The 14,448-nt window shown below is 73.2% G+C and carries 13 protein-coding genes; 10 read left to right on the top strand and 3 right to left on the bottom strand.

What is annotated here, in order from left to right; genetic code table 11:
- Positions 1 to 18 precede the first annotated feature (18 nt).
- Positions 19 to 906, top strand: a complete 888-nt coding sequence (gene rfbA / locus GA0070562_RS10290) for a glucose-1-phosphate thymidylyltransferase RfbA (protein WP_091419120.1) — start codon at positions 19 to 21, stop codon at positions 904 to 906.
- A complete protein-coding gene (locus tag GA0070562_RS10285; RefSeq protein ID WP_091419117.1) occupies positions 903 to 1,511 on the top strand; it encodes a dTDP-4-dehydrorhamnose 3,5-epimerase family protein in 609 nt (202 codons plus the stop codon). The genes rfbA and GA0070562_RS10285 overlap by 4 nt, the downstream gene beginning before the upstream one ends.
- On the opposite strand, the gene GA0070562_RS10280 is transcribed toward GA0070562_RS10285, so the two are convergent.
- The gene (locus tag GA0070562_RS10280; protein WP_091419114.1) at positions 1,457 to 2,290 is read right to left on the bottom strand and encodes a YveK family protein; all 834 of its coding nucleotides are present in this window, start codon (positions 2,288 to 2,290) and stop codon (positions 1,457 to 1,459) included. The two genes, GA0070562_RS10285 and GA0070562_RS10280, sit on opposite strands and share 55 nt — an antisense overlap.
- Before the next feature lie 172 nt (positions 2,291 to 2,462).
- Between GA0070562_RS10280 and GA0070562_RS10275 the strand changes: the two genes are divergently transcribed.
- Genes GA0070562_RS10275 through GA0070562_RS10245 form a run of 7 tightly spaced genes read left to right on the top strand, consistent with a single transcriptional unit; the run spans position 2,463 to position 10,412 of the window.
- Positions 2,463 to 3,659: a polysaccharide biosynthesis protein gene (locus GA0070562_RS10275; protein WP_254663769.1), complete on the top strand. Its 1,197-nt coding sequence runs from the start codon at positions 2,463 to 2,465 to the stop codon at positions 3,657 to 3,659.
- 20 nt (positions 3,660 to 3,679) lie between these two features.
- Positions 3,680 to 4,513 (top strand): glycosyltransferase, encoded by an 834-nt coding sequence (locus tag GA0070562_RS10270; protein WP_254663784.1) that lies wholly within the window; start codon positions 3,680 to 3,682, stop codon positions 4,511 to 4,513.
- Positions 4,510 to 5,604, top strand: a complete 1,095-nt coding sequence (locus GA0070562_RS10265) for a glycosyltransferase family 4 protein (protein ID WP_091419106.1) — start codon at positions 4,510 to 4,512, stop codon at positions 5,602 to 5,604. Before GA0070562_RS10270 ends, GA0070562_RS10265 begins: the two co-directional genes overlap by 4 nt.
- Positions 5,591 to 6,925 (top strand): hypothetical protein, encoded by a 1,335-nt coding sequence (locus GA0070562_RS10260; protein WP_091419103.1) that lies wholly within the window; start codon positions 5,591 to 5,593, stop codon positions 6,923 to 6,925. Before GA0070562_RS10265 ends, GA0070562_RS10260 begins: the two co-directional genes overlap by 14 nt.
- Positions 6,922 to 7,833 carry a glycosyltransferase family 2 protein gene (locus GA0070562_RS10255; protein WP_091419101.1) on the top strand — a complete coding sequence of 304 codons (912 nt, stop codon included), beginning with the start codon at positions 6,922 to 6,924 and terminating at the stop codon, positions 7,831 to 7,833. Before GA0070562_RS10260 ends, GA0070562_RS10255 begins: the two co-directional genes overlap by 4 nt.
- Positions 7,833 to 8,672: a glycosyltransferase family 2 protein gene (locus tag GA0070562_RS10250; protein WP_091419098.1), complete on the top strand. Its 840-nt coding sequence runs from the start codon at positions 7,833 to 7,835 to the stop codon at positions 8,670 to 8,672. Before GA0070562_RS10255 ends, GA0070562_RS10250 begins: the two co-directional genes overlap by 1 nt.
- Before the next feature lie 54 nt (positions 8,673 to 8,726).
- Positions 8,727 to 10,412, top strand: a complete 1,686-nt coding sequence (locus GA0070562_RS10245; protein WP_254663768.1) for a glycosyltransferase family 39 protein — start codon at positions 8,727 to 8,729, stop codon at positions 10,410 to 10,412.
- On the opposite strand, the gene GA0070562_RS10240 is transcribed toward GA0070562_RS10245, so the two are convergent.
- Both GA0070562_RS10240 and GA0070562_RS30220 read right to left on the bottom strand, forming a co-directional pair.
- On the bottom strand, positions 10,409 to 11,611 hold the full coding sequence (locus GA0070562_RS10240) for a hypothetical protein (RefSeq protein ID WP_091419094.1): 1,203 nt from the start codon (positions 11,609 to 11,611) through the stop codon (positions 10,409 to 10,411). The two genes, GA0070562_RS10245 and GA0070562_RS10240, sit on opposite strands and share 4 nt — an antisense overlap.
- A 262-nt stretch (positions 11,612 to 11,873) precedes the next feature.
- A complete protein-coding gene (locus tag GA0070562_RS30220; protein WP_175438690.1) occupies positions 11,874 to 13,505 on the bottom strand; it encodes an integrase in 1,632 nt (543 codons plus the stop codon).
- 95 nt (positions 13,506 to 13,600) lie between these two features.
- Here GA0070562_RS30220 and GA0070562_RS10230 point away from each other — a divergent pair, with 95 nt between their 5' ends.
- Positions 13,601 to 14,446 carry a MurR/RpiR family transcriptional regulator gene (locus GA0070562_RS10230; protein WP_091419091.1) on the top strand — a complete coding sequence of 282 codons (846 nt, stop codon included), beginning with the start codon at positions 13,601 to 13,603 and terminating at the stop codon, positions 14,444 to 14,446.
- Positions 14,447 to 14,448: the final 2 nt, after the last annotated feature.

Raw genomic sequence — 14,448 nt, 5'->3', positions numbered from 1 at the left:
CGCGGGTAGTCTCCGCGGGTGCGTGGAATCCTTCTCGCCGGCGGCACCGGTTCCCGGCTCTGGCCGATCACCCGGGCCGTCTCCAAGCAACTGATGCCGGTGTTCGACAAGCCGATGGTCTACTACCCGCTCTCCACTCTGGTGATGGCCGGGGTACGGGAGATCCTGGTGGTGACCACGCCGGACGACCGCGCCCAGTTCGAGCGGCTGCTGGGCGACGGCAGCCAGTGGGGGCTGCGCCTGACGTACACCGAGCAGCCCCGCCCGGAGGGCATCGCGCAGGCGTTCCTGCTCGGCGCGGACTTCATCGGCGAGGAGTCGGTGGCGCTGATCCTGGGCGACAACATCTTCCACGGCGTCGGGCTCGGCCGGCAGCTCGCCCAGCACGGCGAACCGGCCGGTGGGCGGGTCTTCGCGTACCCGGTCGCCAACCCGCAGGACTACGGCGTGGTCGAGTTCGACGACGCCGGCCGGGTGCTGTCGATCGAGGAGAAGCCGGCCCGTCCCCGGTCCCGGTACGCGGTGCCGGGCCTCTACTTCTACGACAACCGGGTGGTCGACATCGCCCGGAAGCTGACCCCGAGCGCCCGGGGCGAGCTGGAGATCACCGCGATCAACGAGACGTACCGGGTGTGGGGCGAACTCACCGTGACAGTGCTCGACCGGGGCACCGCGTGGCTGGACACCGGCACGTTCACGTCGATGATGCAGGCCGCGGAGTTCGTCCGGGTGATCGAGGAACGCCAGGGCATGAAGATCGGCTGCGTCGAGGAGGTCGCGTGGCGGTCCGGACTGATCGACGACGAGCGGTTGCGGATGCTGGCCCACCCGCTGACCCGCAGCGGTTACGGTGATTACCTGCTGAGTCTGCTGGCCGGACAGTCCGGTTCGGGGAGTGCGTCGTGAAGATCCGTCCGCTGAGCATCGAGGGCGCCTGGGAGGTGACCCCGCGCCAGCACGGCGACACCCGGGGCCTGTTCCTGGAGTGGTACCGCTTCGACCGGCTCGCCGAGGCGGTCGGCCATCCGCTGCGGCTGGCGCAGGCCAACCTCTCCGTGTCCGCGCGGGACGTGGTGCGCGGAATCCACTTCGCCGACGTACCGCCCGGCCAGGCCAAGTACGTCACCTGCGTACGCGGCGCGGTGCTGGACGTGGTGGTGGACGTGCGGGTCGGCTCGCCGACGTTCGGCCGGTGGGAGGCGGTACGCCTCGACGACACCGACCGGCGGGCCGTCTACCTGGCCGAAGGACTGGGGCACGGGTTCTGCGCGCTCACCGAAGACGCGACGCTCAGCTACCTCTGCTCCGCGACGTACAACCCGGCGGCCGAGTACACCCTGTACCCGCTGGATCCGGATCTCGGGATCGACTGGCCGGCGCCGACGCCGCTGCTGTCCAGGCGGGACGCGGCTGCGCCGCGCCTGGCCGAGGCACGCGCGGCAGGGCTGCTGCCCGACTACGACGCCTGCCGCTCCTTCACCGCGGCGCTGGACACCCGGCCGTCGCTCTGACCCGGCACCCCGGCCGAGTCCTCGACCGCGTCCGGTCCGGAGGTGGCCGCGTCCGGGACGGGCGTTCTCGGAGCCTCTGAATCCGCCGGCTCCGCGACGGCCTCGGCGGGACGGCGGCGCACCGTCGTCGCCCAGAGCGTCCGCACGTCCGCGCTCACCGGCGTACCCGCCCGGCGGTAGCCGAGCACCAGGGCGATCCCGACCCCGACGGCGAGGCCGCCGAGCCCGCCGCCGGCCGCGTACCACTGCCACCGCACCGGCTCGGGACGCGGCGGCGGCGCGGCGGCCCGGACCACCGCGACCTGGGCCTTGAGCCCGAGCCCGGCGGGCGGCAGGTCGCGTTCGGCGATCCGTTGCAGTTCGGCCGCGAGCGCGGCGGCGATCGCCGCGGCGGTGCCGGCGGACCGGTCGGTGACCGCCACGTCGATCGCCAGGGAGTCGACGGTGGACGACGCGACGACGCGACCGGCCAGGTCGTCGGTGGTGTACGGCAGTCCGAGCGAGTCGATCACCGGGCGGGTCAGCCGGGGCGTGTTCATCATGGTGGCGTACGTCTTCACCCGCCGCTGCATCAGCCGGCCCGCCTCGTCGGCCGGCGGGCGGGGCTGGGGCGTGGCCGACTTCTCGGCGGCGAACGTGACGACCATCTGGGTCTCGGCCCGGTAGACCGGTGGCCGGCGTTCGGCGAGGACCCCGGTGAGCACGCCGCACAGCAGCGTCAGCGCCAGCACGATCGGCCACCGCCTGCCGATCGTGTCGCGGAAGTGGGCGAGGTCCACGACGCGTCACCCTACCGGCGGCGGACCGCCGCGGGCGTACCCGCCCGCCGGGTCCATTGCGCAACGGCGCTCATGTCGGGTAGAACAAGCCCGCACCATCCGCGCATCTTGGGGGAAGACGAGTGGATTCCGCGTGGCCGGCTCGCGGCCGGCACCGGCGCCTGGGCGCCGGGTGTTAGGCCGGGTCCGGCGGATCGTCTCCCCCGAGCGTCTCTATCTGGTCGCCCTGGGCCTGACCGGGCTCGCCGCGCTGGTGTCGGTGACGCTGCCGGCTGCCGAACGCGGCGAACTCGCGGCGAACATGGTGAGCGCCACAGTGGGCGCGGCACTCGGTGGCCTGTCCGTGGACACGTTCCTGCTGTCCCGCCCGGCCGGCTGGATCATGTCGCGTGGTCGCCTGTGGATCGCCGGCATCCTGACCGTCTCGCTCGGGCTCACCGCGCTGGCCGCGGCGCTGCTGACCACGCTGGCCGGGCTGGGCAGCCACCCGGTGGGCATCGGGGCCGGCTGCGCGCTCACCGTGTTCAACACGGCGGCCGCGCTCGGCCTGCGCCTCAAGCGGTTCTGGTTCGTCTACACCATGCGGGCGCTCGGCGGCGCGGTGCTGGTCGCCGGGTACGGGCTGTTCTGGCTGGGCCATCGGCTCGACGGTGGCCTGTGGAGCGTGCTGTGGCTGGGCGTCCAGGTCGCCACCGCCACGGTGCTCGGGGTGGCGGTGCTGGGCTGGGCGCGGCGGTTCGGGCCGGTGCCGGCGGCGACGGCGGGGCGCACGGAGTACCGCGCCGACCTGCTCGCGGTGGGCCGGCTGCACGTGGGGGTGTGCGCGCAGATGCTGACGTACCGGCTGAGCCAGGTCCTGGTGGCCCGCTTCGCCGGCGCGGGCGCGCTCGGCGTGTTCGCGCTGGCGGTGGCAGCGCTGGAGTTCGCGCAGTCCGGCGCGGTGGTACGGGCGCAGCGGATCCTGGCCGAGCGTGACCCGGACGCGATCGGCGACCACGGCCGCGAGGTCGTCAGGTCGGCGCTGCCGATCGCCGCGCTCGCCGTGATCGGGCTGGCGGGGCTCGGCGTGCTGGCGCCGGACTACCGCGACGCCTGGATCTTCGGGCTGCTCCTGCTGCCCGGGACGCTGGCGTTGTCGGCCGGCAAGACGTGGAGCGCGGCGCTGCTCAAGCGCGCGGGCGAGCAGGCCACCACCGCCGTGGCCCTCGTCACCATGTCGGTGTCGGTGGTGCTGTACGTTCTGCTCATCCCGTGGGCCGGCGCGCTCGGCGCCGCGGTCGCGTCGTCGGTCGCCTACGGCGTCTACGCGTTGCGCACCCGGCAGCGACTCCAGCGGTCCACGCACCTCCTCGTCAATCGGATGGCCTAGCGGTGGACGTCTCAATCGTCGTGTTGACCTGGGAAGACTTCGAGCGCACCGACGGCTGCGTCCGTTCGTTGCCGGACGGCGTGGAAGCCGTCGTGGTGGACAACGGCAGCGCCGCCGAGATCAGCGACCGGCTGCGGGCCATGTGCGCGGAGACCGGCGCCCGGTACGTGCGCTCGGAGACGAACCTCGGCTACGCCAAGGGCATGAACCTCGGTGTCCGGCACAGCACCCGGTCCCGGGTGGTGCTGTCCAACAACGACATCCTGGTGCGGCCGGGCGCGATCGAGCGGCTCGTGGCCGAGCTGGACGACCCGACTGTGGGCGCGGCGTTCCCGAAGGTGCTGGACGCGACCGGCCGGGACCAGACCGCCGCCGGCCGGTTCCTGACGGTGGGCACCGGATTCGCACACGCCACCGGGCTCAGCCTGGTGTTCCCGAGGCTGCGGATCGTGGCCTCGCCGGAGCGCGGCGACTGGCTGTCCGGGCCGTTCGTGGCGATCCGGCGGGAGACGCTGGACCGGATCGGCGGGGTGGACGAGTCGTCGTTCTTCTACTCCGAGGACCTGCGGCTGTGCTGGGCGGTGCGCCGGCTGGGGCTGCGCCTGGCGTACCTGCCGGACGCCGTGGTCACGCACGAGGACGACGCGAGCGCGAAGCGCCGGTGGGCGGCCGAGGAGATCTCCCGCCGGCAGACCCGGGAGTTCATCCGGGCCAGCCGTGAGCTGGCCGGGTGGCGGGGCACTGTGGCCTGCTCCGCGTACACGGTGGGGGTGCTCGCCCGGGCGGCTGTGGGCGGCGGGGCCGCGCGGCGGGCGATCGCCCGCGGCGCCCTGGAAGGCATGGGCGTCCGATGAGGGTGCTGTTCGTCTGCACCACCGGCGGGTCGGGGCGGCGGCAGCTCGGCGGCGCCGAGCGCTTCCTGATCGAGATGCTGCCGGCGCTCGCGTCCCGTGGCGTCGACGTGGTCGCCGCCACGCCTGACGACGAGGTCGCGGCGGCGTTGCGGGACGCGGGCGTGCCGTGGTGTCCGCTGGGCGCGGCGAAGCGGGTGGACCTCCGGTACGCGCGCGGCATCCGCGCGCTCGTCGAGGAGCTGCGGCCGGACGTGGTGAGCGCACACCTGCTCTCCGCCGCGATGCACGCCCGCGCCGGGCTGGGCGTGCGGGGGCGCCGCACGCCGCTCGTGGTGACGCTGCACAACAGTCTCTGGCAGTACCGCGACACGGCGGAGACGCTGCGCGCGAAGGCCGCGGTGCAGGCCAACATCAGCACGGACCTGATGTTCCGGCGGCTGCGGCCGCACGCGACGGTCGCGGTCTCCGACTTCGAGGCCCACGAGCTCCGGGTACGCGGGCGGATCCGCGACGTGCGCGTGATCCCGAACCCGCTGCCCGCCATCTGGCCGCAGGTGACCGACACCGGCGGCCTCGCGCCGGACGGCCCGGTGCGGGTCGGTTTCCTCGGCCGGCTGGAACGGGAGAAGGGCGCCGACCTGCTGGCGGGCGTCGCCGCGGCGCTGCCGGACGTGGAGTTCCTGGTGGCCGGCGCGGGCACCGTCGACGTCGAGGAGCGGCCGAACCTGCATCTGGTCGGCCGCGTCGACGCCGCGCCGTTCCTGCAGCGGCTGCACTGCCTGCTGGTGCCGTCCCGGGTGGAGGCGTTCGGGCGCAGCGCGCTGGAGGCGATGTCGCTCGGCGTGCCGGTGGTGCACTCCGGCGCGGGCGGCCTGACCGAGGTCACCGCCGCCGGCGACGGCGTGCTCGCGTACCGGGCGGAGCTGACGCCGCAGGCGCTGGCCGCCGCCGTGCGGACGGCCACCGACCCGGCCGCGTGGGACGAGCGGCGGCGCGAGCTGGCCCGGCAGTACGCGGACCGGCACTCGTTCGACGGATGCGTGGACAACTGGCACGACCTGTACCGGACGGTCGCCCGTGCCAGCCGCTGAGCGACGCCTCTGGTCGGTCGGAGTCCCGTTCGCGCTGGGCGCGGCCCTGCTGCTGGCCACGCTCGACGCCGGGATCGCCGTGGCGCTCGCGCTGGCGGTCGGCACGCTGCTCGCCGCGCGACTGCGGATGTGGGCGCTCGCGGCCTGCGCCGCCGTCTGGACCGCCGCGCTGCTCGCCGTGCGGGTGCTGCCCGGCCCGTACGACTCCTGGGCCGGTCGCGGCGTGCTGCCGGTGCTCGCCGGTTACGTGACGGTCTTCCTGCTGGCCTGGGCGGTGGGCCGGCGGCTGATCGACAGGCGGGACGAGGACGGCGACCGGTCCCGTCCGGCGCTGTCCTGGCCGTCCGAGCGCCGCCTGCTGACGTACCTGTTCGTGCTGCTCGGCGTCGCTGTGGTGACCGCGGCGATCCGGTTCCGGGGCACTGTGCCGCCGCTGCTCGCCGACAACCCGGACGCCGCCCGGCAGGTGCTGCGCGAGCAGTCGAACCTGGTCATCGGGCTGCTGTCCGAGGCGTGGACGCTCGGCATGGCGGTGTCGCTGCTGCGCGCGTTGTCCGCGCGTGGCCGGGCGCTGCCGGTCTACTACGCGCTGACGGCTGTCTTCACCGTCGGGGCGGCGCTCGGCGCGAGCAAGAACTCGGTGCTGGTGGGCATCGCGCCCGCGCTGATCGCGGCGCTGTCGGTACGGCGTACCCGGGGACGGGCCGCGTCGTTCCTGGCCGCGCGTACACCGGTGGTGCTGCTGATCGGCGCGGTGGCGCTCGGCGCGGCGGTGTTCCTCGGCGGGCAGCGCACCATGGCCGGCACCGGCGCGTTCGAGACCGAGTTCCGGGCCCGCTACGGCAGCAACGCGCTGGCCAGCAGCGCCGGGTCGCTGGATCTGTCGCTGAGTTCGTCCACCGAGACGTTCGGGCGGGTGTGGTCACAGCGGGAGCACCTGGAGCCGCGGTACGGCACGTACTCGCTGACGTTCCTCGGCTCCCGCGTCGAGCCGATCGTCGGCAAGGCGGACCTGTACGGGCTGACGTCCCAGCTCAGCCAGCCGTACCTGATGAACACGGCCACGTTCGTGGCCATCCCGCTGCTCGACTACGGCCCGCTGGGCGCGGTGTTCTTCCTGGCCGCGCTGGGGCTGGCGGTGGGCGCCACCGAACGGTGGTTCGAGTTCTCCCGTGCGCCGGCCGGGCAGCTGGCGCGGGCGTTCGTCGTCTACTTCGCGCTGTTCGGCGTCTACGAGCTGTATCCGCTGATCTACCCGACCTGGCTGAGCCTGGTGCCCGGCCTCTGGGTGCTGCACCGGCTGGGCAGGAGCGCGGCATGACGTTCGACGGCCTCACCGTGGTCACCGTCCTCTACCGGTCCGCCGGCATGCTCGCCGAGACGCTGCCGACCTGGGTACGCAGCGCCGGTGACCTGCCGGTCCGGTTCGTCTTCGCGGACAACTGGCCGTCCGACGGGTGCGCCGAGGTGATCGCCGGGCACCTGCCCGCCGACCGGTACGCGTACCTGCCCGACGCCACGAACCCGGGTTTCGCGGCCGGCTGCAACCGGGCGGCGGCAACGGTCACCACGAGCCACCTGATGCTGCTGAACCCGGACGTGTGGCTGCCCGACGACGCGCTGGCCCGGATCTGCGCCGCCGCCGACCCGGACGCCCCGATCGCTGTCGGCCTGGCCATGCACGGCGGCGAGTACGTGGGCATCGACCTGAACCCGGTGTCGCTGTTCATCGACAGGCGAGCCACGACGGGCCGGGCCCCGCTCGGCCCGTCCGGCGGCGCGGCGGTCTTCCCGACGGCGCTGTACCGGCGCTTCGGCGGCTTCGACGAGCACCTGTTCGCCTGGGGCGAGGACGCCGACCTGGCGTTCCGGCTCTACGCCTCGGGGCTGCGCACGCGCGGGCTGGACGTGGTGCTGCCGCACGCGGGCGGGCACAGCGTGGACGGCGACGACCGGTTGCAGGGATTCCGGGCGTTCCTGCTGGCCCGCAACCGGCTGCTGGTCGCGTCCCGCACGTTCACCTGGCCGCTGCTGCTCGTGGCGGTGCCGGTGCTGGCGCTGGCGCACCTCGCGCTCGCCGCCCGGCGCGCCCGGCAGGGCCTGCTGCGGCCGTTCCTGCGCGGCATCGGACGCGGGCTGGCCGAGGGTCCGGCGGCCCGCCGTCGCTGGACCGGCCGGCGGTTCGGGTTCGCGTCCCTGCTCGGCTACCTGACCGCACGGAGGGCGTGATGACGGCACAGCCGTGGACCGTGGTGACGGTCACCTACCACTCGGCGGACACGCTGCGCCGCTGCTGGCGCGGGCCGAAGCCGTACGAGTGGCTGGTGGTCGACAACGCCTCGACCGACGACTCGGCGGCGGTCGCCGAGGAGCTGGGCGCGCGGGTGATCCGGCTGCCGGAGAATGTCGGCTTCTCCCGCGCCAACAACGTCGCCCTGCGCCAGGCGACCGGCCGGTACGTGCTGTTCGCCAACCCGGACCTGGAGGTACACCCGGACGGCCTGGACGCGCTGGCCCGGTACCTGGACGGCCACGGCGGCCTGGTCGCGCCGCAACTGCTCGGCACCGACGGCACGCCGCAGGCCAACGGGCGTGGCTTCCCGTACGCGACGGCGAAACTCGGCAACCGCAAGGTGTGGCCGCTGTCCCGGCTGCACGCCTCGTACCGGCTGGTGGCCGCGCCCGGCGAGACGCGCCACGTCGCGTGGGTGATGGGCGCGGCGGTGGCCGGACGGACCGCCGACGTCACCGAACTGGGCGGGTGGAACGAGCGGTTCTTCCTCTACTACGAGGACCACGAGCTGGGGCTGCGCGCCTGGCGGCACGGACTGCCGGTGGCGGTGCTCGGTGACGTGCGGTGGACCCACCACTGGGCCCGCGCCACCAACTCGGTGCGCTGGTCCCGGGCGCACACGCTGGAGCTGCGCAGTGCCCGGACGTTCTTCGGCATGTTCCCGGAGTTCCTGGTCGGCCTGCCGCGACCGGCACGCCGGCACCGCCGGGCCGCCGGCCTGGTCGGCACGGCGGTTCCGTCCACCGCGTCCACTCCGGACCCGCACGGGCAGTGATCGAGGGCGGTCGCGGGGCCGCTGACATGAATGACGCTTTGATACCGTCTCGCCGTGTCCGTGACACGCCCGGCCTTCTCCCCCTCGATGGCGCCCGCGTCGGCGACGCCGGTGCCGTCGCGGCCGGGCACGCCGGCGGCTGTCGTCGCGGTGGCGTGGGAGCGGCTGAGCCGGTCCCCGTACTGGTCCGTGGCGGGCCTGCTGGTCGCCTTCGGTGCCGTGCTGCGGATCCGGCAGTGGGCGTACGCGCGCAGCTTCTGGAGCGACGAGCTGTACGTCGCGCACAACATCCGGGAGCGCGGCTACCTGGACCTGTTGCAGCCGCTGGCGTTCAGCCAGTCGGCGCCGCCCGGCTGGCTGTGGCTGGAACGGTTCGCGTTCGAGCAGTTCGGCGACGGTGAGCGGGCGCTCCGGCTGGTGCCGCTGCTGTTCGGGCTGGCGCTGCTGCCGCTCGTGGCGTGGCTCGGCCGGGCACTCCTGCCGCCGCTCGCCGCGCTGGCGGCGCTGCTGCTGGTCGCCGTCGCGCCGTTCCTGATCGGCTACTCCAACGAGCTGAAGCAGTACAGCGCCGAGGCGTTCGGCGTCACGCTCGTGGTCGGCCTGGCGCTGCTGCTCGTCGGGACGGGCCCGACCTGGGCCGGGTCGGCGGTGTTCTGGTCGGCCGCGGCGGCCATGGCGTTCGTCAGCACGCTGTCCATTCCGGTCACCGGCGCGCTCGGCGTGCTGCTGGCCGGGTACGCGCTGTCCCGCCCGGACCGCCCACGGGCGAGCAGGTGGCGTGAGCTGGGCCGGTTCCTCGCCCCGGCGCCGGCCTGGGGCGTGGTCGCGCTCGTGGTGTACGTGCTGTTCCTGGCGCCGGGACTGGCCGACCCGCAGCTCGCCGCGTACTGGCGGGCGAAGTCGATCTACCCGGCGCACTCGCTCACCGACCTGGCGGCCACTGTGGAATGGCTCGCGGCGACGTACCGGAGTCTCGCCACGGTGCCGTTCGTCGCCTGGTCGGCGTGGGTCGTCGTGCCGCTGCTGGTGCTGGGCACGGCCGCCGGGCTGCGCCGGCTCTCCACAGTGGCGGTGCTGGTCCTGCTCACCCCGCTGGCGGCCGGGCTGGCCGGCGCGGCGGTGTCGGTCTACCCGTTCAACGGCCGGCTGGCGCTCTACGCGGTGCCGGCGTGCATGCTGGTCACTGCGCTCGCCGTCGCACCGCCGCCGCTGCGGGCCGGCCTGCCCGCCCGGGTCAGGTGGGTGGTCGGGGTGGTGCTCCTGCTGGCGCTCGCCGTTCCGCAGCTGGCCACCGCCGTGGTGGCGACTGTGCATCCGGCGCGGGCCTTCGCCCAGGGCGGCGGCGCCAACGCGGTCGACTACCGGGGCGCGCTGAGCTACCTGGAGGACAAGCGCCGCCCGGGTGACCTGGTGCTGGCCACCACCGTCTCGTGGAACGCCCAGGCCTGGTACGGCCCGGCGGCGGACGCCTACGTGGTCGCCGCCGGCCCCGGCGGGTGTCCGAAGCAGACCGTGTCGACGCTGCTGCCCGGGCGGTCCCGGGTTTGGTTGTTCCAGGCCACCGACTGGGCCGACGGGGCCAACCGGGACGTCATCGTGCGGCTCGGCGGCAGCGGCGTGGCGGTCACCGAGCGGCAGTTCGGCGGGGCGCGCGTGGTCCGCTTCGACCTGGCGGCGGGCGTCACCAAGGGCAGCGACGTCTGCCTGGTGCCCCCGCCGAACGGCGCCCGCGTCCGTTAGCTGTGGCGCTGCCAGAGGTCGCGCAGGGCGTCCCAGTTGCCGCCGAGCCCGGCCCCGCACGGCGTCTCCATGTAGATGGCGCTGGTGTTGTCGTCGCGGCCCCACCAGATGCCGCACACCGGACGGCCGTCCTGGCCGTTGCCGGCGTACTCGACGTAGCTGCCCTGCGCCCCGCTGACGCCGCCGGTGGCCGGTCCGGCCTCCCGCATGCCCGGCGCGAGCGCGCGGCCGATGATGCCCATCTGCTGGCGGAAGGCGCGCGCCGCCTCCTTCTTCTCGGCCGACTCGTACTCGGCGAAGTGCAGGGACACGCCCAGGTAGCGGCAGAAGACGTGCTGCTTCTCGCCCGCGGCGAGCCCGGGACCGCTCTTCTCCGTGTTGATCGCGCAGCCGCCCACCCCGTCGAGCCACGGCTCGGCGAGCGGCATGAGCGTGGCGTCGAACTTCGCCTTGTTCAGCGACTGCTGGGTGGCCTCGTAGAGCGCCGGGGAGGCGCTGGCAGCCGGAGTGGACGGTTCGCCGCCGTCGGCGAGCGACCGTCCGGCCAGCAGACCGGCGCCGCCGGCCAGCACCGCCGCCATGACCAGGCCCCCGATCCACAGCCCGGTACGGCTCTTGGGCGGGCGGGCGACCGGTGCGATCCGGGGACCGCCGGTCGGCACGAGCGGATCCGGGGCGGTGGCCTGGGCCGGGATCGCCGGCACCGGCATGCCCGGCGACACCGGCATGCCGGGTGACACGGGCGCGCCGGACGAGACGGGCGCGCCGGAGACCGGCTGCTGCGGCGTCATCGCCCACGGCTGCGGGCTCCACGGCAACTGCGGCGGCGACGAGACCTGCTGCGGCGGCGCGGACACCGGCGGGGGCGGCGGGAGGATCTCGGCGGTGGCGATGCGCTGGTAGTCCATGCCCAGGCTGCGGAACAGCCGCTCGGCCGCGCCGTCCTCTTCGGACGGGTACGCCACCCAGGGCTGGCCGGCAGCGAAGTCGGAGTTCACGTACCGGTGGCCGCCGGGCGTCTGGGCCAGCACGTTCGCCGCGTTGGTGAACGCCTCGCGCCAGCGCTGGTCACCGGCTGCGGCGCCGTCCAGAACCGCCACGGTCAGGGCGCGGTCCTGCCCGTCGAGCGCGGCCCAGGCCCTGCCGACCTGGCACTCGCCCAGCACCTCGGTGAACCTGTACGGACCTTCCGGCTGCATGCCCCACTCCTCTGCTCACCCGCCGTGCGGGATCATACAGAGAGCACGCTCGCGAGCTTGCCGCCCGCGTTCGTCAGCGCCGACATCGGCTGTTCAACCTCGTTCGTGCCTGAAATTCCATCACGGCGACGACAAGGCGCCCTGGGCAAGTTTCATCTCTTGAGCCCACCGATCTCCAAGGCCTGTGTATACTCGTCTCAGCATTGCAGGGGCCCCCGCCAATTGGCCGGGGCCCTCTTGCTTGGTCAGTTTGATTCTCAGGTCACCTGCGGGGCTCAAGGAGATCGACCACGCTCAGACCGGTTTCGCCCCCTACCAGCTTGAGACCTACCTCGGCCCGCGCGGCCAGGTCGAGCGGAGTTAGGCCTTCCGCAAGCGCTGCGTACGTGATCCGATCCAGCCCGGCGCCCACCAGCGGAGCAGCAATGCGCAGGGCGGCCTTCAACGCCACCCCCTGGGTGGAGCCACCATGCAGCACGATGTTGCGGGTCCGGTACAGACGGCGTATGCCGATGCGGAAGATCGTCACTGCGGTTGCTAGTTCTCCCCTCGGGCTGGCGACAACCCGGCGCATCCGGTGCACCGCCGCGATGTCCGCGTCGCGGCGGAACCGGTCGGCCAGGTGGAGTGACTTCCCGGCCGCCAGGGCATCGGCTACCGCTGAGGCCCGCTCACGGTTGGTCGTGCAAGCTGTCAGCTGCTCGGTGAGGGCATCAGGGGTCGAGGGCTGATGCCTGTGCGCGAGGGCGGTCAACTCGGCTCTGGGCCATGAGCAGGCGATGATGGCCGCCAATCGATCCGCGGCGACCGCCTTGCCTGACCGCTGCTCTTCGGCCGGGTCGTCCGGGTGCGACAGCAATGATTCCACTGCCGCCCACGCTCCGGCGACTGCTGGCCCGAGCACACCGCGGTTGACAGGCGCCGCAAGCTCCAGAGCATCGTCGATCAACGTTCGTTGCCCGTCTACCTGATAGAGATGCCCTTCGTTCACCAGAGACAGGACATCTGCACCTCGGGCCGGGGTGACGAAGGGGATCGGGTCCGGATGCTGGTCGACCCACATGTGTGCGGCCGGGCGAATACCACCTCGGTTGCCGCGCATGAACGACGATCGAGCCACCATCCGCTCGACAAATTCGCGGGCCTGGCTCGCCGCACTGAACGGATCCCGCGCGGTCATCCGGTAAAGGAATCCGCCGCCGGCCCGGACACCACTGGTCGGATGGCCACGTTGCTTCAGCCAATCCACGACCTCCCGGCCGGAGAGCCACATCTCGTGCTTTTGTGCCTGCTCGCGCTCGGGAGCACTTTCCAGAACCACGAGAACGGTGAATTCGTGCGGCGCGGCCCTGTCGAGAGCGACAGCACCCTGTAGGACCTCCTCGGCGCTCGCCCGCCGGTGCGCGAGTTGCCCGATCCAGGTAGCCAGGTAACTCGCGTCGTAGCCGAGGTCGAGCAGATGCGCCGCGATGACACGGGCAAGCCGTTCCGGCTGGGGCCGGCGCCCCTCGGGTAGGGCCGCTGCCGCGGCCCAGCGATCCAGGTAGCCACCCCGGGCATGTTCGACAACCTCCCGCAGTCGGCGGTGAGCGGGGCTGGGATCTGGAAGCGGTTGCTTCAGCAACGACGTCAGTTGGGCACGCAGTTCTCTACTTCCGAGACCGACGTCCGGCCCGATGGCTTTCAGGAGTTCGTGACGCTGCCAGTCCACCGAGGCCGGGGACAGAACGCGGTGCCGTGCCCATGAGCTTGCTTCCAGCAACTCCTCCAGAGCGAGCAAAGAGCCGACATCCCAAAGCCGACGCGGCCAGGGCAATCCCTCCAGGGTGAAGAAGTCGATGACTCGGGCGCGGATATGGCTGTCGTATGTATCTGCCGAGGTCTCGGGCGTCACGGGTGGCACCGTAAGGGCGTCTGCGCCGCCCGCGCAGCCCCGGAACGGCTGATCGACGCTTGCGCTCTGAAAGTTTTCATGCATAGAGTCGCGCTGTGAATGAAAGCGGTGCGGCCTCCCCCGACCGCCTGCTCGACCTGTTCCACGGCGTACGGCTCACCCCGACCCAACGCCGCATCGCCCACTGCCTGGTGCGGCACGCGGGCGCGGCGGCGTACCTGTCCGCCGCCGAGGTGGCCGAGCTGGCAGGCGTCAGCCAGCCGTCGGTGACCCGGTTCGCCATGGCGCTCGGGCACGACGGCTACCCCGCGCTGCGCCGCCGCCTGCGGGAACTCACAGTCACCGGGTCGGCCGGACCGGCGGGCGGCAACGCCCTGCAACGGGCGGTGCACGCCGAGCGGGACAATCTCGACCGGCTCGCCGCGCAACTCGCCGACGCCGGCCGGGTCGCCGAGGTGGGAAAGCTGCTCGCGGCGAGCCGCCCGCTGCCGGTGCTCGGACTGCGCGCCGCCGCGCCGCTCGCCGCGTACTTCGCGTACTTCGCCGCGAAGGTGCACCCGGACGTGCGGGTGTTCGACGACGGCGGCAGCATGCTGGTCGACCGGCTGGACCAGGCAGTCGCGGCCGGTGCCACGGCGATGCTCGCGTTCGTGCTGCCCCGCTACCCCCGGGAGACCCTCGACGCGCTGCGCGAGGCCCGGGACGCCGGGCTGACTGTCGTGGCGATCACCGACTCGCCGGTGAGCCCGGCCACCGAGCACGCCGAGGTGGTGCTGCCCGCCGCCGTCGGCGCCGACCTGGTCTTCGACCTGCACACCGCCCCGATGACGTTGGCCATGGTGGTGCTCCAGGCGATCTGCGACGCCGCACCGGCCGAGACCCAGAACCGGCTCGAGGCGTTCGAGTCGTCCGCCGCCCGCCGCCAGTTGTTCCTCGGCTGAGA

The sequence above is a fragment of the Micromonospora tulbaghiae genome (genome assembly GCF_900091605.1).
Lineage (GTDB): Bacteria > Actinomycetota > Actinomycetes > Mycobacteriales > Micromonosporaceae > Micromonospora > Micromonospora tulbaghiae.
Note: the sequence above shows the minus strand (reverse complement) of the source record. Positions and strands in the feature narration are given on the sequence as shown.

Bases quoted from the DNA above. Each gene is read 5' to 3' on its own strand.
- GA0070562_RS10250 (WP_091419098.1), top strand. From the start codon at position 7,833: ATGACGGCACAGCCGTGGACCGTGGTGACGGTCACCTACCACTCGGCG.
- GA0070562_RS10265 (WP_091419106.1), top strand. From the start codon at position 4,510: ATGAGGGTGCTGTTCGTCTGCACCACCGGCGGGTCGGGGCGGCGGCAG.
- GA0070562_RS10255 (WP_091419101.1), top strand. From the start codon at position 6,922: ATGACGTTCGACGGCCTCACCGTGGTCACCGTCCTCTACCGGTCCGCC.
- GA0070562_RS10240 (WP_091419094.1), bottom strand. From the start codon at position 11,611: ATGCAGCCGGAAGGTCCGTACAGGTTCACCGAGGTGCTGGGCGAGTGC.